We start from the raw sequence: 25,261 nt of genomic DNA, 5'->3' as shown, positions 1-25,261 counted from the left end.
TGCGAACTACAGTAGTTCGTACTCCGAACCATCGTCAAGTAGACTGCGGACATGACCACGGCCGAAGACCTCGGATTCGCGACGGCGCTGGTGCGGCTCTCGCATCTGGTGCAGCGGGCTTTCATCGACGTCGGCCGGTCCCACGACCTCACACCGCAGCAGGCGCAGCTGCTCTGCGTGCTGGCACAGGGGGAGACCGGCGTCGGGATGACCGAGCTAGGCAAGCTGCTGAACCTGGAGAAATCCAGTGTCACCGGCCTGGTGGACCGGGTGCAGCGGCGCGCGCTCGTCGAGCGGGTCGCGGATTCGTGTGACCGCCGCGCGCTCAAGATCACGCTGACCGAAGAGGGGCTCCGGCTCGCGAACGCCGCTCACGAAGGCGTCGTCGACAAGCTGGAGGAGATGGCGGCCGGTCTCCCGGTCGAGCAGCGTGAGGCGATCGCGGCGGCCGCGTGGCGGATGGCGCCCGAAGACTGACCGCCCGAAGACCGGCTCAGTGCCAGACGGCGGCGGCGAGCAGGAGCCCCGCCGCCGCGGCGCCGATCCCGGCGACCATCGTGACACCGACGTTCAGCACGGCGCGCGCCTTCGTCTTCTCGGTGAACAGGCGCAGTGTTTCGTACCCGAACGTCGAGAACGTCGTGAGCCCGCCGCAGAAGCCGACGGCCAGCAGCGCGCGGACGCCGTCCGGCTGACCGCCGTGCAGTGCCCAGCCGGTGAGGGTCCCGAGGATCGCCGAGCCCACGATGTTGACCGTCAGGGTGCCCCACGGGAAGGCGGCGCCCCGCCACGCCCGCACCCGCAGGTCGGTCACGAAGCGCAGGATCGCGCCGAGGCCACCGCCGAGCGCGACGAAAAGAGCGGTCATTTCTTCACCGCCCGGGTGATCTCGTGTCCGGCGTAGACCGCTACCAGCGCGGCCACCACCGTTCCGAAGGCGTACGCCAACCCGGTGAACGGGCGCCCGTTCGTCACGAGATCGAGTGTGTCCGTCGCGTAGGTCGAGAACGTGGTGTAGCCGCCGAGGATCCCGACTCCGAGGAACGGTCGCAGCAGCCGGTGCGGGTCGGTCTTCGCGGTCAGCGCCGCCATCAGGATCCCGATCAGCAGGCAGCCGGAAACGTTGGTGGCGAAGGTGGAAAGCGCGAATTGGCCCCGGGAATGGGGGAGCGCGACGGACAGGCCGTAGCGGGCCAGGCTGCCCAGCGCGCCACCCACGCCGACGGCCGCGAGCACGTCCCATCGTGGACGGGCGAAAGATGCCGCATCAGCCATGGATGGCAGCTTAGAACCGCTGTCCGGGTGAACTCGCACCACGGTGGCGAAGATCGCTCACCGGGCCGTTTTTCCCTGCTGGACAGTGAATTTTCTCGAAACGTGTCGTAGGCTTGGCGGCGCTCCAGGCCGATTTTCGGTCCGTCCGCTCGTCTGAGAAAAGGTGGCAGGATGGCTCAGGAACAGTCAGGTACGCAGGCTCCCGACAGCGGTTTGCTGCTGGAGGTCGAAAAGATCCCGACCGCGGTCGACCGCGGGAAGGCCAACGGCGCGGCCGCCGACAACGACGGCAACGACGGCTGAGTGCCCGAAACGCCGACGCTGGCTGACCTCGTGGCTCCGCTCGGGGTCAGCCAGTTCTTCCAAGACGTCCAGGGCGAGACCTACCGCCGTTTCGAAGGCCCCGCGGGCCGGTTCGCCGACCTGCTGCCGTGGCCGGCGCTGAACGCGATCCTCCGGCAGCATCGCCTGGAGTTCCCGCGGCTGCGCCTGGCGCTCGACGGCATGCCGGTGCCCATGGAGAGCTACACCGATCTCGTCCCCACCCGCCGCAGTGGCACCGTCCCCCGCCTTCAGGCCGCTCCGTTCACCGAGCACCTCCGCGGCGGCGCGACGATGGTGCTCGACGCCATCCAGGAACTCAGCGACCCGATCGGCGACCTCGCCAGGAGTCTCGAACACGACCTCCGCGAGAGCGTCCAGGTCAACCTGTACGCGGGCTGGGGCGTGACCCACGGCTTCGACGTGCACTGGGACGACCACGACGCGTTCATCATCCAGGTCGCCGGCCGCAAACGCTGGCGGATGCACGGCCCGACCAGGCCCGCTCCGCTGCATCGCGACGTCGAACAGCCCGAGCGGCCCGGTGAGCCGATCGACGATTTCGTCCTCGAAGACGGCGATGTCCTCTATGTCCCGCGCGGGCACTGGCACGACGTCACCGCGGTGGGGGAGATGTCGCTGCACCTCACGCTAGGGTTCAGTCCGGCCACCGGGATCGACCTGGTGTCCTGGCTCGCCGACAAGCTGCGGTCGAGCACCGCTTTCCGCCAGGACCTCCCGAGGTTCGGGACGGAGGAGGATCGCGCGGCCCGCGCCGCCGCCCTGCGCGCGGAGCTGGAAGCCGCGCTGACCGGCGACGTCGTCGACAGGTTCCTCGCCGAGCGTGACTCGTCCGCCCCGGCGCATCCGCGGGTCGGTCTGCCCTGGGCGGCGACTCCGGGCCTGTTGCCGGACGGCGACGAGACCGAGGTCCGGTTCCTCGTGCCGAGGGCGGTGCTCGAAGAAGGCGACGGCAGGGTGACCCTGCTCGCGGACGGCAAACGGTTCGTTTTCGCGGGCGCCGCGTCGCCGCTGCTGAAGGCGCTGCTCGACGGCACCCCGCAGGCGGTCAAGCGACTCGCCGAGCTGTCCGAACTCGATCGTGGGACGGTCCGGGCCTTCCTCGGCGAGCTCACCACACAGGGACTTCTCTCGATCGGCTGAATCTCACAGGGCACGAGAAGTGTGAAGGGAGTACGGACGGGGTAAGCTAAGGCATGCCTAAGGTCAAGTCCGGAGGGGTCAGCCGATGACCGCTCAGCTTTCGGACACCTCTGCGTCTGATGGTTCGGCGCAGCCCGCCGCGTTGCCGGGCTGCGCGACCGTCGCCCGCATGCTGGGCGCGAGTCCCGCCGGCACCGCGGCCGACATGCGCTGTTGGCTGCTCATCGAGCAGCCGGGCCCCTGGCCCGCGGACGCGCTGGAAGACGTCCTCGACGAGGCCTTCCCCGCCGAGCGCCGCGAGCTGCTCGAGAACTTGAGACGGTCCCACGGGCTCCGTCCGCTGCTGATCCGTCGTCCCGGCAAGCACCGGCGCGACCCGGATCGTCCTCGGTCGGTGTATGTCGGCGGGGGCGAACCGGGCAACCGCTGGCTGGAACGCCTGGAGATCCGCGACCTGACCGAACTGGCCGAACTGGACCTCGACCTGATCGCGGACGGTGTCGGCGGGCTCGGCGAGCGCGTGGACGGGCCGCTGTTCCTGGTCTGCACGCACGGCACCAAGGACATGTGCTGCGCGGTGCTCGGCCGCCCGCTGGCCTCGGCGCTCAACACCAACCACCCCGGTCGCTCCTGGGAGGTCAGCCACGTCGGCGGCGACCGCTGGGCGGGCAACCTCCTCGTGGTCCCCGACGGCTTCCTTCACGGCCAGCTCAACCCGGCCGAGGCGGCGCTGGTCGCCAAGGCCGCCCTGCGCGGGCAGGTCGAACCCGAGCAGCTCCGCGGCCGCACGTCCGCCCGGACGGCCTGGGCGCAGTTCGCGGAGATCGCGATCCGTCGCCGGCTCGATCTGTCCGGTTTGGACGACGTGATCGCCGTCCAGGAGGAGCCGCTGCTCGAATCCGACGCGCGGGTGGTCACCGTGCGCGGCGGCGAGGACTTCTACTCGGTGACCGTGCGGCGCCGGTCGGCCACGCCGCGCGGGGAGAGCCGGTGCGCGGGACTGATCCAGCCCGCCGGGTACGTCACGGACGAGATCACCAAGCTCTGACCCGCATTCAGAGGACGAAACGCGCGAAAGATCACCCGCGTTCGAACACCTGTTTGACACCTGTCTAGAACATGTGTTCGACTGGCCTCGTGCGATGGGATCGACAGCGGGCGGACGGCGGCGAGCCGGCGCTGCCCGGATTGGACGGGTTGCTGCGCTCGGTGCGCACTCCCGAGTTCGACGGCGTCACCTTTCACGAGGTGCACGCCAAATCCGTGCTGAACAAGGTGCCCGAGGGTTCGGGTGTCCCGTTCGGATGGACCGTGAATCCGTACCGCGGCTGCTCGCACGCGTGTACGTACTGCCTCGAAGGCGGCACGCCGGTCCTGATGGCCGACGGCCGGACGAAGCCGCTGGCGGACCTGGCGCCCGGCGACGCGATCTACGGGACGCGCGGGCGTGGCGCGGGCAGGCGGCTGGTGCCGACGGAGGTGCTGGCGCACTGGTCGACGCTGAAACCGGCGTACCGCGTGACCCTCGAAGACGGAACGTCCATCGTGGCCAGTGGCGACCACCGTTTCCTGACCGGACGCGGGTGGAAACACGTCACCGGCACCCGGTTCGGCGCGGCGCAGCGGCCGCATCTGGTCGGTGGCACCGAACTCGTCGGCGTCGGGAAGCTCGCCCGCACCCCGGACGACACCCTCGGCTATCGCGCCGGGTTCCTCTGCGGGATGTTGCGCTCCGGCGGGTTCTCCGCCGAGAAGGACGCCGCGGACCGCGCGCTCGGGTATCTGCCCGACTTCGGCGCGTCGGTCGGCTTCGTGCAAGTGCCGCCGTCGCCGGATTCCCATTGGCGGCGCGGCTTCCTGGCGGGATTGTTCGACCTCGCCGGGAGTTACCGGCACGGCGCGCTGCGCGTCACCCACGACGAGCAGGACATCGTCTCGACCTTCTGTGCCGCTCTCGACAGTTTCGGCTTCCGTTACGTCAAAACCGAAAACGCCAAATTCCGTCCGTTGTGGACGGTTCAGCTGCTCGGCGGGCCGTCGGAGGAGCTGCGGTTCTTCCATCTCGCCGATCCCGCCGTCGGCTGGAAACGGTCGCTCGACGGGCTCGCGATCGGCAGGACCAGACGGAAGGTGTCGTCCATCGAAGCGCTCGGCATCGAGCTGCCGCTGTTCGACATCACGACCGGGACGGGCGACTTCATCGCCGACGGCATGGTCACGCACAACTGTTTCGCGCGGAACACCCACACGTACCTGGATTTCGACGCCGGACGCGACTTCGACACGCAGGTCATCGTGAAGGTCAACGCGCCCGAAGTGCTGGCCGCGCAGCTGCGGCGCCCGAGCTGGACGCGCGAGCACGTCGCGATGGGCACGAACACCGATCCGTATCAGCGCGCCGAAGGCCGGTACGAGCTGATGCCGCGCATCATCACCGCGCTCGCGGATTCGGGTACGCCGCTGTCCATCCTGACCAAGGGGACCATGCTGGCCAGGGACCTGCCGTTGCTGGAGTCGGTGTCGAAGGACGTGCCCGCCGGGCTGGCGATCTCGCTCGCGCTGCTGGACGATGGCCTGCAACGCCGTCTCGAACCCGGCACGCCCGGCCCGCGGGCGAGGCTCGACCTGATCCGCAAGGCGCGGGACGCCGGGCTCCCGTGCTCGGTGCTGGTCGCCCCGGTGCTGCCGTACCTGACCGACTCGGTGGACGCGCTCGACGCCCTGTTCGCGCGTCTCGCCGAGGCCGGCGCCACGCGCGTCACCGTCCTCCCGTTGCACTTGCGGCCGGGCGCGCGGGAATGGTTCGCGCGCTGGCTCGGCCGGGAACATCCCGGACTGGTGCCGAAATACCGTGAGCTGTACGCGCGCGGCGCCTATCTCCCGAAGTCCTATCGAGAGCGGCTGGGAGCCCGCGTCGGCCCGCTGCTGCGCCGTCACGGCTTCGGGTCCCGTGCCGATGACGGGGAGCGAACGCAAGTGACGATGCCCGTGCAACGGACGGCGGAGGCGGTGATTCCCGAACCTGAGCAGCTCAGGTTGCTGTGAGGAGCAGGTCCGGTGGCGGCTGGTCTCCGCTCGCCACCGCGCCACTTTTGCCCTGTCCGACCGAAAGATCGTCTCTTTTCGGGCAACCCGGAAAACGACTTCCCGATGCGCGGTGCGCAATGTGAATTTTATTACCGCACAACGGATTCGGCCGTTCGGCGCAGTCACTTGGCGGAATTCCCCTTCGTGCTTAATCTCTGAGGGAGGAAGGCGAGGAGGTGCCTGTTGACCACCCGTACGGATCGCACCGCCGCTGTCCGCATCGCTTGGACCGCGACCAAGCTGACGAGAGCGGGAAGACACCCCATCGCCATCGGCAGACTCGCCGCCACCGTCGGCATGGACCCCGCCGAGGCCCACCGGCTGATGGACCTCATGGGTTTCGTCATCCGTGACGGCCTGGTCGTGATGGACCGCGGTTCCCGGCCCGGCGCGGGCAGGGCGGGCTCCGACCGGTACCAGGTGGACCTGTTCCTGCTGGCCGTCGCCACCGGCGAACCCGTGCACGCGGATTCGGTCTGCCCGGCGACCGGGGCACGCGTCCGGGTCCACTTCACCAGCGCTCGCGTTTTGAGCGTCGACCCGCCGCACGCGGTCGTCGCCGCGTCGCGGCTGCCCGGCATCGATCTCACCCTCGGCCAGGACTACGTCGAGGCGCTGGTCTGCACCCAGTTCTTCGCCTCGAAGGAGGCGGCCGCGGGCTGGCTGCTGGAGAACATCGACGGCAGGGTCCTGTCCGTGCCCGACTACCTGGCCCACACCCGGCGGATGGTCGCGGCGCTGGAGGCGTGGCCGACGATCTGAGAACACCTGGTCGCAAGGCATCAGGGGCGATTCGTTAGCCTTTGACGTCGGCGCAGAGCAGTCGAACCGCAGCGCCGTCGAATCGCAGAATCGTGATGCCGAAGGAGAGCACCCGCAGTGCTTCGCACCCACAAAGCCGGCACCTTGCGTGCCGAGCACGCCGGTCAGACGGTCACCCTCACCGGATGGGTTGCCCGGCGGCGCGATCACGGCGGCGTCATCTTCATCGATCTGCGCGACGCCAGCGGCGTGAGCCAGGTCGTCTTCCGCGAGGGCGAGATGGCCGAGCGCGCCCACCAGCTGCGCTCCGAATACTGCGTCCGCATCGTCGGCGAGGTCTCGAAGCGGCCCGAGGGCAACGCCAACGCCGAGATCCCCACCGGTGAGATCGAGGTGCTGGTCACCGAGCTCGAGGTGCTGTCCGAGGCCGCCGTGCTGCCGTTCCCGATCGACGACCGGGTCGACGTCGGCGAGGAGACGCGCCTCAAGCACCGCTACCTCGACCTGCGCCGCAGCGGCCCCGCCGCCGCGATGCGCCTGCGCAGCGAGGTCAACCGTGCCGCCCGCGAGGTGCTGCACGCGCAGGAGTTCGTCGAGGTCGAGACCCCGACCATGACCCGCTCCACCCCCGAGGGCGCCCGCGACTTCGTGGTCCCGGCCCGGCTCAAGCCCGGCTCCTGGTACGCGCTCCCGCAGTCGCCGCAGCTGTTCAAGCAGCTGCTCATGGTCGGCGGGCTCGAGCGGTACTACCAGATCGCGCGCTGCTACCGGGACGAGGACTTCCGCGCCGACCGGCAGCCGGAGTTCACCCAGCTCGACATCGAGATGAGCTTCGTCGAACAGGACGACGTCATCGCCCTCGGCGAGGACATCGTGACAGCGCTGTGGAAGCTGATCGGCGCCGAGATCCCCCGGCCGTTCCAGCGGATCACCTACGCCGAGGCGATGGAGAAGTACGGCTCGGACAAGCCGGACCTGCGCTTCGACCTCGAACTCACCGACATGACGGCGTTCTTCGCCGACACCCCGTTCCGCGTGTTCCAGGCGCCGTACGTCGGCGCCGTCGTGATGGCGGGCGGGGCCGACCAGCCGCGCCGCACCCTCGACGCCTGGCAGGACTTCGCCAAGCAGCGCGGGCACCGCGGCCTCGCGTACATCCTGGTGAACGAGGACGGCACGCTCGGCGGGCCGGTCGCGAAGAACCTGTCGGAGAAGGAGCGCGAGACCGTCGCGGAAGCCGTCGGCGCCAAGCCCGGTGACTGCGTCTTCTTCGCCGCAGGCAAGCCCGCCGACGCACGTGCGCTGCTCGGTGCCACCCGCCTGGAGATCGGCAGCCGTCTCGGCCTGATCGACGAGAACGCCTGGTCGTTCGTGTGGGTCGTCGACTTCCCGATGTTCATCTCGGCCGACGAGTCCGACGACGTCGCGGTCGGCGGCGGCAAGTGGAAGGCCCTGCACCACGCCTTCACCTCGCCGACCCCGGAGTGGATCGGCAAACTCGCCGACGACCCCGGCAACGCGCTGGCCTACGCCTACGACATCGTCTGCAACGGCAACGAGATCGGCGGCGGCTCGATCCGTATCCACCAGCAGGAACTGCAGAAGCAGGTCTTCGAGCTGATGGGCCTCGGCGAGGAGGAGGCGCAGGAGAAGTTCGGCTTCCTGCTCGACGCCTTCGCCTTCGGCCCCCCGCCGCACGGCGGCATCGCGTTCGGCTGGGACCGGATCGTCATGCTGCTGGCCAAGGCCGACTCGCTGCGTGACGTGATCGCGTTCCCGAAGACCGGCGGCGGGTTCGACCCGCTGACCGCGGCCCCGGCGCCGATCACGCCGGAACAGCGCAAGGAGGCGGGCATCGACGCCAAGCCCGCGCCGCCCGCCAAGAACTGATGCTCCATCTCAGGGCCGTGTGCCCGCCGGACCGGACCGAAGAAGCGCTCCAGGTCTTGCGGGCACACGCGGGGACCGCGCACCTCGTCGTGCATCACGGGGTGGCGGTCTCACCCGAGGGCGATCTGATCGAAGCGGACATCGCCCGTGAGGCGGCCGACGAGATCATCGAGGCGCTGTGCGGGCTCGACCTCGACCACACGGGCGGCATCACGCTGGAGGCGCTGGACACCGCGGTGTCCGACGCCGCCGACAAGGCCGAGGAGCGGGCACCGGGTGAGGCAGCGGACGCCGTGGTGTGGCAGGAACTCGTCGGCCGTTCCGGTGAGGAGTCCCGGCTCACCTGGACGTTTCAGGCCTTCCTGACCATCGCGTGCCTGCTGGCGTCGGTGGGGGTGATCACGAACTCGTCGGTCACCATCGTCGGCGCGATGGTCGTGGGGCCGGAATTCGGCCCGCTGGCGGCGATGGCTGTCGGTCTGGTGCTGCGTCGCGGGGATCTCGTGCGGCAGGGCGGGATCGCGCTGGTCGGCGGCTTCCCGATCGCGATGGTGATCACCCTCGGTGTGGTGCTGGTGGGCAACGCCACCGGCGTGCTGGAGGTCAGCAAGCTCGCGGAGAACCACGAGGTCGATTTCGTTTACCAGGTGGGAATCGCGTCCCTCATCGTGGCACTGCTCGCCGGCGCGGCGGGAATGCTTTCCATGACCTCGGCCAAATCCGCCGCGCTCGTGGGCGTTTTCATCTCGGTGACCACGGTCCCCGCGGCCGGATACGCGGTGGTCGCCGGGGTTGCCGGTCAGTGGGACCGGTGCCTGTATTCGACCGGTCAGCTGCTGGTCAATCTCATCGGAATCGTTGCAGCTGCGGCCATTGTGCTGACATTGCGCCGCCGTGGGCAACGATCGAGGGTGACGGAACGTCCGCTTTCACGCGGATGACTCCCAGATCGCGCCAGGGCGCGCGATTGCCCGGATCTCAGTGGTCATGGTTGCTCAGTCACGAGTAGGGTCGGTGGTAATGACAGTCGATACCTCCTCTGCCGACGATTCGACCGTCGGAGCTGGAGCCGAAACCCTCGCCGTCGCGACCGCGGTCGCCGCCGGCGAGTCGGTCCTATCACGCCGCTTCGGCAGCGCGATCACCCTCGTCGCCCCCGAAGACCTCGCGGGCAGCGGCCCGGCGACGGTCGTGCGGGCACGGGTGGCGTCCTCGCCGTTCGCGCTGCCGCGCACCCTGGTCATCAAGCATTACCCCGATCCACCGGAACCGGGCCGTCCCGATCCGTTCGCGCAGGAGGCGGTCAGCTACCAGCTGTTCACCGCGCTCTCACCGGAGGACCGGATGTGCCCCGAGCTGCTGGCGCACGACGGCCGGGATCGCGTCCTCGTGATCGAGGACCTCGGCGGCGTCCCGACGCTGCACGACAAACTCCACGCCCGTGACGCGCGCGGCGCCGAACGCGCGCTGCTGTCCTGGGCGCGGTCGCTGGGCAGGCTGCACGCGAGCACCGCGAGCCGCGAGCCCGATTTCAACGCGCTGCTGCGCCGTCTGGGCGGTCCCGTCAAGAACGAGGACGCGCCGTTGCCCGCGGTCTGCGCGCAACTGCCGGGTCTGCTGGAAGAACTGCTCGACGTCGAGACGCCGGAGCCGGTACAGCGACGGGTCATGACGGTGGCGGAGCGGGCGGGCTCGCCGTCCTACCGCGCGTTCAGCCCGGTCGATCTCAGCCCGGACAACAACCTCGTGACCAGCAGCGGAGTGCGATTCCTCGACTTCGAACGCGGCCGCGTGCGCAGCACCCTGATGGACGCGGCGTACCTGCGGCTGCCGTTCGCGTCGAGCGCGGACGCCCTGGCGCTCCCGCCGGGGATGAGCGAGGCGATGATCGCCGCCTGGCGGGCCGAGGTCGTCTCGGTCTGGCCCGCGCTCGCGGACGAGGACGCGCTGGCCGAGCACCTGATGGACGGTCAGCTGCTCCTGCTGTGGGTCATCACCTGGGAGATCCTCCCGGAGCTGGACCTGGACAGGCACGCCACACCGATCAGCCGGGAGGCCGCGCTGGTCACCTGGTGGCGGGAGCTGGCCAAGCACTCGCTGCGCGCCCGCCTGACGGACATCTCCGAACACGCCACCCGGGTCGCCGCGGCGCTCGGGGCCAGGCTGGGACCGCACGCGGATCTCGCGTTCTACCCGGCGTTCCGGTAACCGCCGCACGGACTTTTCGCTCGACCGTCCTCGCCGCGTTACCCAGGCATCACCGCAGGTGAGTCTGCGTGGCCGATGGTGGCTACCGTGACCGTGATCAGTGTCGAAGTCACTCCGAGTCCCGAACCTCTCCTTCCACCCGCACCGGCCGTACCCCGGTCCGCTCGCAGACTGGTCGTACTCGGCGATTCCACGGCCGTCGGCCTGGGTGACCCGTTGCCGGACCGCGGCGGCTGGCGCGGGGTCGGCCCGCTCGTCGCCGAGGCACTGGGCGTCGAGCCGGACGGCTACCTGAACCCGTCGTTCACCGGAGCGCGCATGGGGTGCGTGCTCACGAAGCAGCTGCCCGCGGCCGTGGCGCACCGACCGGACGTCGCGCTGGTGGTGGCGGGCATGAACGACACGCTGCGTCCCGACTTCAGCGCCGCGAAGATCGCCGCGGACCTCACCGAGGTGATCCGTTCGCTGGCCGCCGTCGGCACCACCGTGGTCCCGGTGCGCTACCACGACCACGGCAAGGTGTTCCGGCTCCCGCAGTCGCTGAGGCGGGCGTTGAGCGAGCGGGTGGCGGAACTGAACGCCGCCATCGACGGCGTCGTCGAACGCGAGGGCGTGCCGTGCCTCGACCTCGAACTGCTGCCCGGCGCCTACGACCTCACGGCGTGGAGCGTCGACCGGCTGCATCCGTCGGAACTCGGGCACCGGATGCTGGCGACCGGGTTCACCGAACGGCTCGCCGAGGCCGGGTTCGCGGTACCCCGGCCGGTCAGCCTGACCTGCTCGGGAGGCGTCGAGCCGAGCACCGCCGGGCATCTCGGCTGGCTGCTGCTGAAGGGTGTCCCGTGGGTGTGGCGGCGAGGCCGCGAGTTCGTGCCGTACGCGGCCGTGATCATGTGGCACTCGTTCCGGGAGCGGCTGCGCTGACCTGTGGCCGGAACCGTCGGTGGCAACGGCTACCGTCGACACCGTGGCACAGGACGAACTCTTCACCGTGAACCCCGACCTCGGGCCGCCTCCTGAGGAGCTGGCCGAGCCGAGGGAGGTCGCGATCCCGGCAGGCTCGCCGCTGGCCGTGCGGATGCGGCCGCGGTCGCTCGGCGAGGTCGTCGGCCAGCAGCACCTGCTGCGTGAAGGCGCGCCGCTGCGGCGGCTCGTCGAAGGCGCCGCGCCCGCCTCCGTGCTGCTCTACGGACCGCCGGGAACGGGCAAGACCACGCTGGCGAACCTCGTCTCGGCCGCGACCGGACGCCGGTTCGTGGCGATGTCGGCGCTGTCGGCCGGGGTGAAGGAGGTGCGCGGGGTCATCGAAGAGGCCCGGCGCCGCCGGAACTACAACGCCGAGAACACCGTCCTGTTCATCGACGAGGTCCACCGGTTCTCCAAGACCCAGCAGGACGCCCTGCTGGGCGCCGTCGAGGACCGGACGGTGCTGCTGGTGGCGGCCACGACGGAGAACCCGTCGTTCTCCGTCGTCTCGCCGCTGCTCTCGCGTTCGCTGGTACTGCAGCTACGGCCGCTGACCGACGCCGACATCGTCGCGCTGATCGAGCGAGCGATGACCGACGAGCGCGGTCTCGGCGGCGAACTCACCCTGACCGAGGACGCGCGGGCACATCTGGTTCGACTGGCCTCCGGTGACGCGCGGCGTGCGCTGACGGCACTGGAAGCGGCCGCGGACGCCGCGAGCGCGACCGAGGCCAAGACGATCGACCTCGCCATCGTCGAGTCCACAGTGGATAAAGCGGCGGTGCGGTACGACCGGGACGGCGATCAGCACTACGACGTCATCAGCGCGTTCATCAAATCGATCCGCGGGTCCGACGTGGACGCCGCGCTGCACTACCTGGCGCGGATGATCGAGGCGGGGGAGGACCCGCGGTTCCTGGCCCGGCGCCTGGTCGTGCACGCGAGCGAGGACATCGGCATGGCCGACCCGACGGCGTTGCAGTCGGCCGTCGCGGCGGCGCACGCGGTGCAGTTCATCGGGATGCCGGAAGGCCGCCTCGCGCTGGCGCAGGCGACAGTGCACCTGGCGACGGCGCCGAAGTCGAACGCCATCGTCACCTCCATCGACGCCGCGCTGTCCGACGTCCGGTCCGGGCGGATCGGGACGGTGCCGCCGCATCTGCGCGACGGGCACTACGCGGGAGCGGAGAAGCTCGGCAACGCGAAGGGGTACCGGTATCCGCCCAACGCGCCGGAAGGTGTTCTGGCGCAACAGTATCCGCCGGACGAGCTGGTCGGCCGGGACTACTACGAACCGACCCAGCGCGGGGCGGAGCGGACTTTGCACGAGCGGGTGCCGAAACTGCGGCGGACCATCCGAGGGGAACGTTAGTTTCGCGTTCGGAGCAATGCCGGGAAAATCGGTAACACCCGTCGATCATGAGGCTATATCGTGAGTGGCTGGGGGATCACCGGGTTGTCGTGCTGGATGGGATCCCCCGTGCTCGACCACGATGGCGAGCAGAACGAAACTGACAACCTCTACCTATGACAAACTGGGGAAATTTCAGAGTTCGCAAGGTGATGGTGTCTTCCGTCGCGGTTTTCGCCGCGGTGACCGGAGTTCTCGTCCCGGGCACGGCGACCGCCGCTCCGGCAGGGTCCTCCTCCGTCGTGACGCAGACGCCGGACGAGGTGCGCACCAACGCCGCCGCCGTCGTCGGGCTCACAGTCACGCCGGAGCTGCTGCGGCTGAGTGAGAGCGACTTCGTCTACGCGATCTACCAGGCCGCGAAGCGTCAAGGCGATATCGCGGTGGAGGTTCAGTACGCGGCGTTCGACGCCTACCGCAGCGGGTGGACTTCGTTGTTCCTGCAGACCGGGATCTACGAGGCGCACCAGCGGGATCTGGACCGTGAAGCCGTCTATCAGGTCCGGCGTGGGGAACGGCAGCCCGCCGCCGCGCTGCTCGGTTTCGAGCTGACCTCGATCCTGCTGGCCCAGGACGACAAGAACTTCGTCTTCGCCTTGTGGGAACGGGCGGCCAGGGGATCGTTCGTGAGAGCCGCCGCGGGCCAGGTTTTCAGCGGAACACCGGTGGAGCAGAAGGACTTCATCGTTCGCGGCATCTTCGTCGAGCACCAGCGTGACGTCGACGCGGCGAAGGAAGCGGCCGAGAAGGAAGCCGCGGAAAAGAAGCTCCGCGACGCCCGGGTGAAGGCAGCCGCCGTCGTCGGCATGGACCCTGCGCTGGCCGCGCAGCTGACGGACGAGATGTTCGTGGAGCAGATCTGGTTCTACAACCTGGCGCCCCAGGACTCGGAGGTGTGGTACCGGGCTTACCAAAGCCGGACACCGGAGCAGTGGCGGGCTTTCATCGACACCGGCATCTTCGAAGCCGCCGCCAAGGACAAGGTGAACGCCATCAAGGTGCGCGCCGCCGCTGTCGTCGGGATCGAGGCCGGATACGCCAGGTACCTGGAGGAAGGCCCGCTGGTCCGCGAGATCTGGAACAGGGCGAGGTCCGGCAGCCGGGTCCAGGCCGCTGCCCGTCGTGCCCTGGACAGCGGATCCGCCGCCCAGTGGCGGATCTTCCTGGAAACGGACATCTTCGCCGCCGCGGAGGCGGACAAGCACTGAGGCTCTCCGGCTTTCGGTCGTGATCGGGCCGTTGGCGACGCACTGTGTGGATTTTGGGGCGTTGGATGACCCGAAATCCACACAGTCGCGCGTGATCGGTCCGGTCACGCGTGTTCTGTAGTGGCGTCGGCCGGTGTGCATGACGAGGGGCCCGCCGCGGGTGGGCGGGCTCCTCGGGTCACGCGGGATTAGGCGGGGGCGCGGTGGAGGGTGTTGCGCCGGATTCGTTGTAGCGGGTCCAAATACTGGGGCGGGATGAATTCGGGGAGTCCGTTGGCTGCCATGCGGACTTGCCAGTCGCCGTGGTGGATCAGCCGGTGATGGAAACCGCACAGCAGTACGAGGTTGCGGAGGTCGGTGGGTCCGCCGTCTGCCCAGTGATGAATGTGGTGGGCGTGGCAGTTCTTGGGTTTTCGGTGACACCCCGGGAACGCACAGCCACGGTCCCGGATGTTGAGTGCCCGTCTTTGGCCTGGGGTGACGAAGCGTCTCAGCCGTCCTACATCGAGGGGCTCTCCGGCGGCGTTGAGCACCACGGGCAGCATCAGGCAGTCGCACGCGGCCATCCGCGCCTCTCGGGCGGTCATGGTCCCGACGAAGTCGAGACAGGCTTTCCCGATCCCGGACTTGAGTTCTTCCAGGCCGATGGTCACGTGCACGAGGGTCCGGTACCCGCTCGTGCCGGGCTGATCCGGGCACGCGATCGCCAAGTCGAGAAGTTCCGCCCACGCGTCACCCAGGCGTTCGCACTTCATGCGCAGATCAGCTTGCCCGAACTCGTCCACCGGGCGAGGCTTCGCATACGCCTCCAGCGCAGCCGCGGTGCGGGCGCCGAGTTCGTCGTCGAGGAGGCCGGTGAGTTTCCAGAACCCGTCCCGACGGCGTTCCAGGGTGATTTCGCGGCGGGGCTGTTTTGGTTCGGGGTCTTTGGGTTCGTTGCCGTCGGGGTCGAGCCAGCCGAGGATGTCCTCGGCGGCCTTCGTCACCTGCCGGGGACCAGCGCCACGGCCCAGGTTGCCGAGGATCTTCTCCGCACTTTCCCGATCCTCCACCGACGTGTCCGCAGGGAGCCTCCCCAAGATCTCCAGGACCTGGTCGATCCGTTCGTCCCCGAGCGCACCTTCAGCGGCTGCCGCACCTACAGTCGGCGCAAAGGCCGGAACCTCGGTGCCGTCCAGATTGCGGGTGGGGTTCAAGGCGATCGCCCGTTTCACCACCGACTGCGCCTCACCCCGGGACAGTCCAGCCACATCGGCGAACCATGCCGCCGTCGACCCATAGCCATACAAGTCTTTCGCGCCCCGAGACTCGATCTCCGCCAGGAATTGCCCCAGAGCGGCGGACGCCACCCGCATCAGCTGCAGGAACTGTTGCACGCCATGGGCAAGCTCCAGCTTGCCGGCGCGCCACAACTCCTGCGGGAGTTCGGGAAGGAAGGTCTCGGACACTCCTCAATAATACACCCAAATTTCGAACAAGTGTTCGTAATTTTGGGCAACAATGAAATCGAGCTAATCCCACTAAAGTGTGATGGCGACGGGAATGGGGTCACGCTTGCGTGGCCGGCTACAAAGGTCGCGACTGGCAAGGGTGGGTAGGGGTGTGAGACGAGCCGGAAGCCTTGAAGACTGACTTGAGAGGCGTATAACGACCTACACGGTTCCGCATGGTGGGACTCGGTGCCATATCGTGGACCGGAGACATACAGTCCGGGACATGTCGCCGAGAACCCTCCTGCGGGCCGTCATGGCCGTTTCCGCCGTCACGCTCCTCGCCGCGTGCAACGCCTCGGCCAAGGACCCGGCCGACCGGAACGCCGCCGGGCCCGCGCTCGTCCTGATCACACCGAGCCCGGTCGGGGTCAACGACTTCCTCAAGCTCGCCGTCCAGGGCATCGAGGACTCGGCCAAGAAGCACAACGGGACACAGAAGGCGTTCCAGAGCACCGATCCGGCGTCGATCCAGCAGAACCTCGCGGCCGCGGTCCGTGAGAAGCCCGCCGTGATCGTCGCCGTCGGCTTCAACTTCGCCGACGCGATCGCGGCCGAGGCCGAGCGTAATCCCGAGCAGAAGTTCCTGTTCGTGGACTCCTGCACCACGAAGCCGTTCCCGAACGTGACCTGCGCGGTGTTCCGCGAGCACGAAGGCAGCTACCTCGCCGGCGCCGAAGCCGGGCTGCTGAGCAAAAGCGGCAAGGTCGGCGCGGTCGTCGTGCTCGACGCGCCCCAGTTCCGGCGGTACTCGATCCCGTTCGGGCAGGGCGCGGAGAAGGCGAAGCCCGGGACCACGCTGGCCCCGTTGTTCATCGGCGGCGCGAACCCGTTCAACGACCCGGCGCGGGCGAAGGCGCTGGCCGGCACGCTCGCCGGTCAGGGTGTCGACCACGTGATGGGCGCCGCCTCGGCGGCGGGCAACCTCGGCGTGTTCGAGGCGGCCAAGCAGGGCGGGTTCTTCGCATTCGGCGTCGACGCCAATCAGTGCCCGGCCAGCCCGGGACAGGTCGTGGACAACGTCATCAAGCGCACCAACGTCGTCATCGGCGACGGGGTCGACGCGATCCTCGGCGGCAAGACCGGCGAGACGAAGTCCTACGGCGTCAAGGAGAAGGGCATCTCCCTGACCGGCCTGGAGCCGGACGCGTCGACGTCGCAGTGCGTCGTCGCGAGCCACCCCGACGTGCTGGCCAAGGTCGGCGAGCTGCGGGACCAGATCATCTCGGGCGCGATCGTCGTCGATGACCCAGCCAAATCCTGACGCCGTCTCACTCCGGGGGATCGTCAAGCGGTTCCCCGGAGTGCTCGCCAACGACCGGGTGGACCTCGACGTCGGCAAAGGCGAGATCCACGCCCTGATGGGCGAGAACGGCGCGGGCAAGTCCACGCTCATGTCCGTTCTCTACGGTCTCCACCGGCCCGACGAGGGCACGATCTCCTTGCACGGCGAGGAAGTCTCCTTCGGCTCGCCCGCGCAGGCCATCGACGCCGGTGTCGGCATGGTGCAGCAGGGTTTCGCACTGTTCGGCGAGCTCACCGTCACCGAGAACGTCGTGTTCGGCAGCGAACCGACCCGCCGCGGTCTGCTGGACCGCAAGGCGGCGACCGCCCGCGTCACCGAACTGATCGAGCGGCACGAGCTGCGACTGCGGCCCGGCGCCCGGGTCCGCGATCTGCCTGTCGGACTCAGGCAGCGCGTCGAGATCCTCAAGCTCCTGTACCGCGAGGCGGACGTCCTGATCCTCGACGAACCCACCGCCGTGCTGACCCCGCCCGAAACCGAGCGGCTGTTCGGCGTGCTGCGCGCGCTCGCCGCCGAAGACCGCACGATCCTGTTGGTGTCGCACAAACTCCAGGAGGTCCTCGCCGTCAGCGACCACGTCACGGTGCTGCGCGACGGCCGCGTCAGCGCTCGCGGGCGCACGGCGGACCAGACGGCCGCCGGGCTCGCCGCCGCGATGACCGGACGCGAGGTCGACCTCGACCGCGTCCACCCGGCCGGGACACTCGGTGAGGTCATCCTCGAAGCTCGTTCCCTGACCGTTCCCGGCGCGGAAGGAAAGCCGTTGCTGGACAACGTGTCCCTCGCCGTGCGCGCGGGAGAGATCGTCGGCGTCGCCGGAGTCGCGGGCAACGGTCAGGCTGAACTCTCCGGCGCGCTCACCGGTCTCCTGAAGACCGGCGGCACTGTCGTCCTCAAAGGACAGAGCCTGGAAGGGCTGTCGGTCCGGGCCAGAAGGGACGCCGGGCTCGCCCACGTTCCGGAAGATCGCGCCGAGGTCGGCTCGGCCCCCGCGGCGAGCCTCCGCGAGAACCTGGCAGTCGGCTTCCACCGCAAGCGACCGTTGGTGCGCAAGGGTTTTCTGCGCCGCAAGGCGATCGACGAGCACGCGTCGGCGATCATCGAGGCCTACGACGTCCGCGCGTCCGGCCCCGCCGCCGCGATGGGAACCCTGTCCGGCGGCAACCAGCAAAAGGCGATCTTCGGCCGCGAACTCACCCACGACGCCCCGTTCCTGCTGGTCGAGCAGCCCACCCGCGGGGTCGACGTCGGCGCGATCGAGAACATCCACGCCCGGCTCGTCGCCCACCGCGACGCCGGGCACGCCGTCCTGCTGATCTCCGCCGAGCTCAGCGAAGTCCTCGCGCTGTCGGACCGCGTGATCGTGCTGTTCGAAGGCCGCGTCGTCGCGGAGTTCACCAAGGACGAGGCCGATCCGCACACGGTCGGCCTGGCGATGGCCGGAGGTGCCGGATGACCCGCGTCCGTCTCGTCGCCGTGCCGGTCGCGGCGGCGCTCGTCCTCGGCGCGATCCTGTTGCTGGCCACCGGAACCGACCCGCTGGCCGCCTACGGCGCGATCGTCTCCGGCGCGTTCGGCCCCGACGGCATCGGCGACACCCTCGCCTACGCCGTCCCCGTCGCGGGGATGGCCACCGCGCTCGCGATCCCGCTCCGCGCGGGCATGGTGAACCTCGGCGGCGAGGGACAACTGGTGCTCGGCGCGATCAGCGCGCTCGCCGTCGGCCTGTACGTCCCCGGCCCCGGGCCGGTCAAAGTCATCTTGGCGCTGCTCGCGGGCGCTGTCGCCGGAGCCGCGTACGCCGCGCTGGCCGCGGTCTGCGAGAACCGCCTGGGTGTTCCGCTGCTGATCAGCACGCTGTTGCTGAGCTATCCGGCGATGTCGCTGGCCGGATACCTGGTGCGGTTCCCGTTGAAGGACGCCGGTTCCAGCCTGCCGCAGAGCCCGCAGCTGGCCGAAGGCGCGCGGTTGCCCGAAATCGACGGCGTGACGACCGGGATCTTCCTGGTGGTGGCGGTGATCGCGGTCTACGCGGTGCTCGACGCCCGCACGCCCGCCGGGTTCGAAACCAAGGTGACCGGCTGGGCGCCCCGGTTCGCCGCCTACGCGGGCATCGACCGGCCGAAACTCACGCTGCGGCTGCTGGCCGCGTCGGGCGGGACGGCCGGGCTGGTCGGCGCGGTAGCCGTCCTGGGTTTCCCGTACCGGTTCATCGACGGCGCGCTGATCACGCCGCAGTACACCTGGATCGGCCTGCTCGCGGCGCTGCTCGCCGGGGCCAGCCCGCTCGGGACGCTGCTCGCGGCCGTGTTCTTCGCGGCGCTGACCAGCGGCGGGTTCGCCATGGAACGCGCCACCCAGGTCCCGCGTGAGCTGACGGCGGTCCTGCAGGCGGTGCTGATCATCTTCCTCGCGGCCACCTCGGGAGTCTTCAAGCGCAAGGCGGGGCGGGCATGATCGACGCGAGCCTGTTCTCCTCGGCGCTCACCGCGCTGACACCGATCCTGTTCGCCGCGCTCGCGGGCGCGCTGTGCCAGCGGGCCGGGGTCTTCAACATCTCCCTCGAAGGCTCGCTCCTGGTCGGCTGCTTCGGCGCCGTCGCCGGGAGCTGGTACACCGGCAGTGCCTGGATCGGCGTCGTCGTGGCGGTCATCGCGGCGACGGCGTACTCGCTGATCCTCGCGATCGGCTCGATCACCTTCGACGGCGACCCGATCGTGCTGGGCGTCGCGAGCAACCTGCTCGCGGTCGGCTTGACGAGCTTCCTCATCCGGACCGTCTTTGGCACCGAAGGGTCCTTCAGCGACCCGACGTTGCAGGGGCTGGGGCAGTTCGGCCCGATCCCGGGGCAGTCGCTGCTGGTCTACCTGTCCTGGTTGGCGGTGCCCGCGCTCGCGGTGCTGTTGTACCGGCATCCGTGGGGCCTGCGGCTGCGCGGTGTCGGCGAACGCCCGGAAGCCGCGTCCAGCCTCGGCGTCAACGTGACCAGGTACCGCTACGGAGTGATCCTCGCCGGGGGAGCGCTGTGCGGTCTCGGCGGCGCGCAACTGGCGCTGGGTTCGGTGACGTTGTTCGCCGAGAACATGACCGCCGGTCGCGGCTGGATCGCCGTCGTCGCGGTCATGCTGGGCCGCGCGCATCCGCTCGGCGTGCTCCTCGCGGCCCTGTTGTTCGGCCTCGCCGAGGCGTTCGGCTTCCGGCTCCAAGGCATCGGGCTGCCGCAGCAGGCCACCGACGCCGCTCCCTATGTCGTCACGCTCGTGGCGCTGTTCCTGTCCAACCTGAAACGCGAGAAGGGACAGCCCGCGTGAGCGACGTCCTGCCCATCACCAAGATCCCCCGGCACGGACTGCCGCCCCGCGCGCTGGTCGTGGGCGACCCGGACCGCGCGACCGCGGTGGCCGAGTCACTGGAGGACGCCGCCCTCATCGGCCAGAACCGCGAATACCGCAGCTACACCGGCACCTGGAAGGGCGTCCCGGTCGTCGTGTCCTCGCACGGCGTCGGCGGTCCTGGCGCGCTCTGCCAGTTCGGTGAGCTGGCCGAAGCGGGCGTCCGCACCCTGATCCGGCTCGGCACCGCCGGTTCGCTGGCCGACGGGATCACCGACGGCGACCTCGTCATCGCCGAGGCGGCGGTCCGGGACGACGGCGTCACCCAGCAGCTGATCCATCCCGAGTACCCGGCGTTCGCCACCCCGGAGGCGGTCGTGGCGCTGAGCCGCGCGGCTCCGGAGGCACACCGGGGCGTGGTGTGGACGCGGGCCGCGTTCAGCCCGCTGGTGCTCACCCTCCCGATGGCCGACTACCTGGCCGCGCGGGTGATCGCCATTGAGATGGAACTCTCCACCCTGCTGGTGTTCGCGGCATTGCGCGGCCTGCGGGCCGGTGGTGTGCTCGTGATCGACGGCGACGCGCGGCCCGAGCATCCCGACCCGTCGGCCTACGACCCGCATCGCGACGTCGTGGCGGCCGGGGTGGCCAGGGCGACCCGTGTCGCGCTGGACGCGCTGGTCGAGTTGGAGGGAGCGGAATGACCGAGGTGTGGCGCAAGGCGGCCCTCGAACTGGCGAGCACCTTGACGGCGGACGCGGCCGAGCGGGACCTCGCCGGACGTCTCCCGGTCCACGAGGTCGGTCTGCTGCGCGAGTCCGGGCTCCTGCCCCTGCTCGACACCGCCGGCTGGGCGGCCGCGAACCAGGCCACCCGCATCGTCTCCGCCGCGGACGCCTCGATCGGTCATCTGCTCGGCTACCACTACCTGCAACTGTGGCGCACCGGCCTGTTCGGGCCGCGCGCGGCGAGCGAACCGGGCTGGTTCTGGGCGGGCGTGAGCAATCCACTCGACGCGGCTCTGCTGCTGACCCCGGTCGACGGCGGGTTCACCGTCGAAGGCACCAAGACCTTCGCCACCGGCGCGGCCGTCGCCGATCGGCTGGTGGTCAGCGCGACGAGGACGGACAACGGCGAGAAGCTGACCTTCGTCGTCGACGCGCGGGCCGACGGCATCACCTTCCCCGGTGAATGGGACAACATCGGGCAGCGGCTCACCGCGAGCGGCGCTGTCCGGTTCGAGGCCGTCCGGATCGCGCAGGACGACGTCCTCGGTGCCCAGCCGGAGGACCAGTCGGATCCGAAGGTGCCCCGGATCTCTCTCGCCGCGATCGGCTTCCAGCTCATGCTGGCGCAGGTGTACGTCGGCCTCGCCTTCGGCGCGCTCGACGCCGCCGCGGTCTACACGCGGGAGACCGCGCGAGCCTGGACACTGTCCGATGTGGACAAAGCGACTCAGGACCCGTACCTCCTCGCGGGCTACGGCGAGCTGGTGGCGACGGCGCGAGCGGCCGGATTCGCCGTCGACGCCGCGGTTTCCGCTCTCGGTGAGGCCGACGAGCGCGGGTTCGACCTGACCCCGGCCGAACGCGCCGAAGCGGCGATCGCGATCTCGTCGGCGAAGATCGTCGCGAGCCGGGCCGCTGTCGAGACCACGAGCAAGGTCTTCGAGTTCACCGGCGCCCGGGCCACGGCGACCAAGTACGGCTTCGACCGTTTCTGGCGCAACGCCCGCACGCTGACCCTGCACGATCCCGTGGCCTACAAGGCGCGCGAGGTCGGCGACCACTTCCTCAACGCGATCCCGCCGTGCCTTTCGGGGTACAGCTGATGACGCTGCCGATCCTCGCCGAAAGCGTCCGCCTCGACGACGAAGGCGTGCACATCCTCGACCGCCGGGTCTTCCCGTTCAAACGGGAGTGGCTGCTGTGCCGGACTTCGGAAGAGGTCGCGGTGGCCATCGAAGACATGGTCACACAGTCGTCCGGGCCGTACTTCGCCGCGCTGGGCGCGATGGTGCTGGCCGCGCGCGAGGCCTCCGGGCTCGCTGATCCTCGCGCTTACCTGAGACGGGCGGGGGAGCGGATCGTCGCGACCCGCGAGACGAACAACCACCTGCGCAAGGCCGTCGCCGCCGTCCTGTCCGAAGTGGACAGATCGGCAGGCGATCTCGTCGAGGCCGCGACGGCGGGGGCGCGAGCGGGTGACGAGTTGTACCGTTCGCGCAGCCGCGCGCTCGGCGCGCACACGGCGGAACTGGTGCCGGACAAGGCGACCGTCCTGACGCACTGCTGGGCGGACCTGTACCTGGTCGAACTCGTGCTGGCCGCGCGGCGGCAGGGCAAGGAGTTCTCCTTCCTCTGCACGGAAACCCGGCCGTACCTGCAAGGCGCGCGGCTGACCGCCGAGACCCTCGCCGAGATGGGCTCCGACACGCGGCTGATCACCGACGGGATGGGCGCCGCGGTGCTGTCCTCGGGCGAGGTCGGCGCGCTGGTGACCGCGGCCGACCGGGTCGCCATGGACGGCCACGTCGTCAACAAGATCGGCACCCTGGGGCTCGCGGTGGCGGCGGACGCGTTCGGCGTGCCGTTCTACGCGATGGTCCAGGCGCCCGATCAGGCCACGCCGACCGGCGCCGACGTGCCGATCGAATACCGCGACGGCGACGAGGTGCTGAGCGCGCTCGGCCACCGCGTCGCCAGCGAACGCGTCCGTGGGCACTATCCGGCCTTCGACGTGACACCACCGCGGTTCGTGACCGCGGTGGTGACCGACCGCGGGGCCTTCGAACCCGGGCGGCTCCGCGAGTACTACGCAGAAGGGGAAGCGAACCAGTGACCGCAACGCTGACCGCCCGATGGGTGGTCCTCGACATCGAGGGCACGCTGACCGCCACCAGTTACGTGCACGTGACCCTCTACGACTACGCGCGCCCGCGGCTGGGCCCGTGGATCGACGGGCACCCGGACGACCCGGAGGTCGCCGGCGCCGTCGCGCAAATCAAGGAACTCGGCGGGCTCCCGGCGGACGCGTCCACAGCGGACGTCGTGGGCGTGCTGCACGGCTGGATGGACGCGGACCGGAAGATCGCTCCGCTGAAGACGTTGCAGGGCCTCATCTGGCAGCGCGGGTACGCCGACGGCGACCTGACGACGGAGTTCTTCGGCGACGTCGCCCCGGCGCTGCGGTCGTGGCACGAATCGGGTCTGCGGCTCGCGGTGTTCTCGTCCGGCTCGGTCGCCGGGCAGGTCGCGTCGTTCTCGCGGACCACCGACGGCGACGTCACCGGCCTGTTCGAACAGCATTTCGACACCGTCAACGCCGGACCGAAACGCGAGGCGCCGTCGTATCGCGCGATCGCCTCCGCGCTGGAGGCCGAGCCGGGCGACGTCGTGTTCTTCTCCGACGTCCCAGCCGAACTGGACGGGGCCGCCGCCGACGGCTGGCAGACCGTCGGCCTCGCGCGCGACGGCGAACCGTTCGGCGACGCGGATTTCGGGACACACCGGACGATCCGGACGTTCGACGAGGTGAAGGTCGTACCTCGATGAGTGTTCTGGAACTCGCCGGCCGCGCGCTGGCCGAGGAATCCGCCCGGTTCGCCGGGCTTGGTTGGATGCGGGGCACTTCGGGCAACCTGTCGGTGGTGCTCGGCCGCGATCCGCTGCGGGTCGCCGTCACCGTCAGCGGCCGGGACAAAGGCGAGCTGACCAGCGACGACGTCGTGGTGGTCGGGGAAGACGGGCTGGCCGTCGCCGACCAGCCGCGTCCGGACAAAGTGCCCTCGGCCGAAGCCGGACTGCACGCCCGGATCGCGGCGGTGTCGGGTGCGGGCGCGGTGATCCATGTGCACGCGCTCGCGCCGGTGGTGGCCGCCGAGCACTGGCCGGACGGCGTCGAACTGCGGGACCTGGAGATGCTCAAAGGGTTCGGCCGCGCCGCGCACGACGACCTGGTGACGATCCCGGTGATCGCCAACGGACAGGACATGCGCGTCCTCGGTGACGCGTTCGAGGCGGGGTTCCGGGCGGACACGCCGGCGGTGATCGTCGCGCGGCACGGGATCTACGTCTGGGGGGATGACCTGCGCCACGCGCGTCATCGCCTGGAATGTTTGGAGTGGTTGCTCCGGTTCCGGGTAGAGACAAGACTCGTAGCCGAGGAAAGGGGAGTGCGATGACCCTGCTGACCGTGTGGCCGGACGACCGGCCCGGCGAGATCGCGCTCAGGACCGAGGACCCGGCCGTGATCACCGGCGAACTGGGGCGGCTCGGCGTCCGGTTCGAACGGTGGGACCTGGTGCCGGACCTGCCGCGCGAAGTGACGCCGGAGCAGGTGCTGGCCGCGTACGAGGAGCAGATCGGCAAGGTCTCGGCGGCCGAGGGCTACACCTTCGTGGACGCCGTCCGCATGACGCCGTCCGACGAGCCGGGTTGGGCAGCCGAAGCCGCCGAAGCGCGGCAGAAGTTCCTCGCCGAACATACCCATGACGATGACGAAGACCGCTTCTTCGCGCGCGGGTCCGGCGTGTTCTATCTGCACGTCGGCGGCAAGGTGTACGCGGTGCTGTGCGAGGCGGGGGACCTGCTGAGCGTGCCCGCGAACACCACGCACTGGTTCGACATGGGGACGCGGCCGGATTACGTGTCCGTCCGGTTCTTCCACGACGACGGCGGGTGGGTCGGCGACTTCACCGGCGCCACGCTGGCCGGGGACTTCCCGGACTTCGACACTTTGACCGCCGGGCGCTACTGAGCACCGCTTCCCCCCCCGGTGTGTCATGAAAGGGTCGTTCAGGACATTTTTCGTCCTGAACGACCCTTTCATGACATCCGGAC

Annotated in this window: 25 protein-coding genes; 22 read left to right on the top strand and 3 right to left on the bottom strand. The window is 69.7% G+C overall.

The features are described 5' to 3' along the window. The first annotated feature begins 51 nt into the window (after window positions 1-51). The gene (locus ACFWMR_RS28775) at window positions 52-477 is read left to right on the top strand and encodes a MarR family winged helix-turn-helix transcriptional regulator (RefSeq protein ID WP_378380627.1); all 426 of its coding nucleotides are present in this window, start codon (window positions 52-54) and stop codon (window positions 475-477) included. A 16-nt stretch (window positions 478-493) separates the two neighbouring features. Here ACFWMR_RS28775 and crcB (ACFWMR_RS28770) read toward each other — a convergent pair whose 3' ends face one another. Together crcB (ACFWMR_RS28770) and crcB (ACFWMR_RS28765) are read right to left on the bottom strand one after the other, a co-directional pair. Further along, complete coding sequence (gene crcB / locus ACFWMR_RS28770) at window positions 494-868, bottom strand: fluoride efflux transporter CrcB (protein ID WP_093935991.1); 375 nt, start codon at window positions 866-868, stop codon at window positions 494-496. After that, entirely contained in the window at window positions 865-1,275 is a 411-nt protein-coding gene (gene crcB / locus ACFWMR_RS28765) for a fluoride efflux transporter CrcB (protein ID WP_378380626.1), read from the bottom strand. Before crcB (ACFWMR_RS28765) ends, crcB (ACFWMR_RS28770) begins: the two co-directional genes overlap by 4 nt. Before the next feature lie 171 nt (window positions 1,276-1,446). On the opposite strand from crcB (ACFWMR_RS28765), the gene ACFWMR_RS28760 reads away from it, so the two are divergent. The 11 genes from ACFWMR_RS28760 to ACFWMR_RS28710 all read left to right on the top strand — a co-directional run bounded on the left by ACFWMR_RS28760 (window position 1,447) and on the right by ACFWMR_RS28710 (window position 14,292). Beyond that, a complete protein-coding gene (locus ACFWMR_RS28760; RefSeq protein ID WP_005157133.1) occupies window positions 1,447-1,578 on the top strand; it encodes a hypothetical protein in 132 nt (43 codons plus the stop codon). After that, window positions 1,579-2,760, top strand: coding sequence for a cupin domain-containing protein (locus tag ACFWMR_RS28755; protein WP_378380625.1), 1,182 nt, complete (start codon window positions 1,579-1,581; stop codon window positions 2,758-2,760). A gap of 85 nt (window positions 2,761-2,845) precedes the next feature. Continuing rightward, window positions 2,846-3,808 (top strand): sucrase ferredoxin, encoded by a 963-nt coding sequence (locus ACFWMR_RS28750; protein WP_378380624.1) that lies wholly within the window; start codon window positions 2,846-2,848, stop codon window positions 3,806-3,808. Between the two features lie 89 nt (window positions 3,809-3,897). After that, window positions 3,898-5,805 carry an intein-containing Rv2578c family radical SAM protein gene (locus ACFWMR_RS28745; protein ID WP_378380623.1) on the top strand — a complete coding sequence of 636 codons (1,908 nt, stop codon included), beginning with the start codon at window positions 3,898-3,900 and terminating at the stop codon, window positions 5,803-5,805. Between the two features lie 225 nt (window positions 5,806-6,030). Beyond that, on the top strand, window positions 6,031-6,609 hold the full coding sequence (merB, locus tag ACFWMR_RS28740; RefSeq protein WP_378380622.1) for an organomercurial lyase: 579 nt from the start codon (window positions 6,031-6,033) through the stop codon (window positions 6,607-6,609). A 117-nt stretch (window positions 6,610-6,726) separates the two neighbouring features. Then, a complete protein-coding gene (gene aspS / locus ACFWMR_RS28735; RefSeq protein ID WP_378380621.1) occupies window positions 6,727-8,499 on the top strand; it encodes an aspartate--tRNA ligase in 1,773 nt (590 codons plus the stop codon). Then, a complete protein-coding gene (locus ACFWMR_RS28730) occupies window positions 8,499-9,440 on the top strand; it encodes a DUF389 domain-containing protein (protein ID WP_378380620.1) in 942 nt (313 codons plus the stop codon). Before aspS ends, ACFWMR_RS28730 begins: the two co-directional genes overlap by 1 nt. A 79-nt stretch (window positions 9,441-9,519) precedes the next feature. After that, complete coding sequence (locus tag ACFWMR_RS28725) at window positions 9,520-10,707, top strand: phosphotransferase (RefSeq protein ID WP_093935998.1); 1,188 nt, start codon at window positions 9,520-9,522, stop codon at window positions 10,705-10,707. Between the two features lie 75 nt (window positions 10,708-10,782). After that, window positions 10,783-11,631 (top strand): SGNH/GDSL hydrolase family protein, encoded by an 849-nt coding sequence (locus ACFWMR_RS28720; RefSeq protein ID WP_378380619.1) that lies wholly within the window; start codon window positions 10,783-10,785, stop codon window positions 11,629-11,631. 43 nt (window positions 11,632-11,674) lie between these two features. Next, window positions 11,675-13,045, top strand: coding sequence for a replication-associated recombination protein A (locus ACFWMR_RS28715; protein ID WP_378380618.1), 1,371 nt, complete (start codon window positions 11,675-11,677; stop codon window positions 13,043-13,045). Between the two features lie 191 nt (window positions 13,046-13,236). Then, entirely contained in the window at window positions 13,237-14,292 is a 1,056-nt protein-coding gene (locus ACFWMR_RS28710; RefSeq protein ID WP_378380639.1) for a hypothetical protein, read from the top strand. A gap of 188 nt (window positions 14,293-14,480) precedes the next feature. Here the strand turns inward: ACFWMR_RS28710 and ACFWMR_RS28705 are convergent, their stop codons facing one another. Next, window positions 14,481-15,740, bottom strand: coding sequence for a DUF222 domain-containing protein (locus tag ACFWMR_RS28705; RefSeq protein ID WP_378380617.1), 1,260 nt, complete (start codon window positions 15,738-15,740; stop codon window positions 14,481-14,483). Window positions 15,741-16,008: 268 nt separating this feature from the next. Between ACFWMR_RS28705 and ACFWMR_RS28700 the strand changes: the two genes are divergently transcribed. Genes ACFWMR_RS28700 through ACFWMR_RS28655 form a run of 10 tightly spaced genes read left to right on the top strand, consistent with a single transcriptional unit; the run spans window position 16,009 to window position 25,178 of the window. Then, window positions 16,009-17,046 carry a BMP family ABC transporter substrate-binding protein gene (locus tag ACFWMR_RS28700; protein WP_378380616.1) on the top strand — a complete coding sequence of 346 codons (1,038 nt, stop codon included), beginning with the start codon at window positions 16,009-16,011 and terminating at the stop codon, window positions 17,044-17,046. Further along, window positions 17,027-18,544, top strand: coding sequence for an ABC transporter ATP-binding protein (locus ACFWMR_RS28695; protein WP_378380615.1), 1,518 nt, complete (start codon window positions 17,027-17,029; stop codon window positions 18,542-18,544). Before ACFWMR_RS28700 ends, ACFWMR_RS28695 begins: the two co-directional genes overlap by 20 nt. Continuing rightward, on the top strand, window positions 18,541-19,545 hold the full coding sequence (locus ACFWMR_RS28690; RefSeq protein WP_378380614.1) for an ABC transporter permease: 1,005 nt from the start codon (window positions 18,541-18,543) through the stop codon (window positions 19,543-19,545). The genes ACFWMR_RS28695 and ACFWMR_RS28690 overlap by 4 nt, the downstream gene beginning before the upstream one ends. Beyond that, window positions 19,542-20,399, top strand: coding sequence for an ABC transporter permease (locus ACFWMR_RS28685; protein ID WP_378380613.1), 858 nt, complete (start codon window positions 19,542-19,544; stop codon window positions 20,397-20,399). Before ACFWMR_RS28690 ends, ACFWMR_RS28685 begins: the two co-directional genes overlap by 4 nt. After that, on the top strand, window positions 20,396-21,124 hold the full coding sequence (locus ACFWMR_RS28680) for a nucleoside phosphorylase (protein ID WP_378380612.1): 729 nt from the start codon (window positions 20,396-20,398) through the stop codon (window positions 21,122-21,124). Before ACFWMR_RS28685 ends, ACFWMR_RS28680 begins: the two co-directional genes overlap by 4 nt. After that, entirely contained in the window at window positions 21,121-22,251 is a 1,131-nt protein-coding gene (locus ACFWMR_RS28675; protein ID WP_378380611.1) for an acyl-CoA dehydrogenase family protein, read from the top strand. The genes ACFWMR_RS28680 and ACFWMR_RS28675 overlap by 4 nt, the downstream gene beginning before the upstream one ends. Continuing rightward, window positions 22,251-23,261, top strand: a complete 1,011-nt coding sequence (locus ACFWMR_RS28670; RefSeq protein ID WP_378380610.1) for a methylthioribose-1-phosphate isomerase — start codon at window positions 22,251-22,253, stop codon at window positions 23,259-23,261. The genes ACFWMR_RS28675 and ACFWMR_RS28670 overlap by 1 nt, the downstream gene beginning before the upstream one ends. Then, window positions 23,258-23,974 carry an acireductone synthase gene (gene mtnC, locus ACFWMR_RS28665; RefSeq protein ID WP_378380609.1) on the top strand — a complete coding sequence of 239 codons (717 nt, stop codon included), beginning with the start codon at window positions 23,258-23,260 and terminating at the stop codon, window positions 23,972-23,974. The genes ACFWMR_RS28670 and mtnC overlap by 4 nt, the downstream gene beginning before the upstream one ends. Continuing rightward, window positions 23,971-24,603 carry a methylthioribulose 1-phosphate dehydratase gene (gene mtnB, locus ACFWMR_RS28660; RefSeq protein ID WP_093939152.1) on the top strand — a complete coding sequence of 211 codons (633 nt, stop codon included), beginning with the start codon at window positions 23,971-23,973 and terminating at the stop codon, window positions 24,601-24,603. Before mtnC ends, mtnB begins: the two co-directional genes overlap by 4 nt. Beyond that, window positions 24,600-25,178, top strand: coding sequence for a 1,2-dihydroxy-3-keto-5-methylthiopentene dioxygenase (locus ACFWMR_RS28655; RefSeq protein ID WP_378380608.1), 579 nt, complete (start codon window positions 24,600-24,602; stop codon window positions 25,176-25,178). Before mtnB ends, ACFWMR_RS28655 begins: the two co-directional genes overlap by 4 nt. Window positions 25,179-25,261: the final 83 nt, after the last annotated feature.

Source organism: Amycolatopsis thailandensis (assembly GCF_042723255.1).
Lineage (GTDB): Bacteria > Actinomycetota > Actinomycetes > Mycobacteriales > Pseudonocardiaceae > Amycolatopsis > Amycolatopsis thailandensis.
The sequence above is the reverse complement of the archived record's forward strand: the minus strand, read 5'-3'. Positions and strand labels throughout refer to the sequence as shown.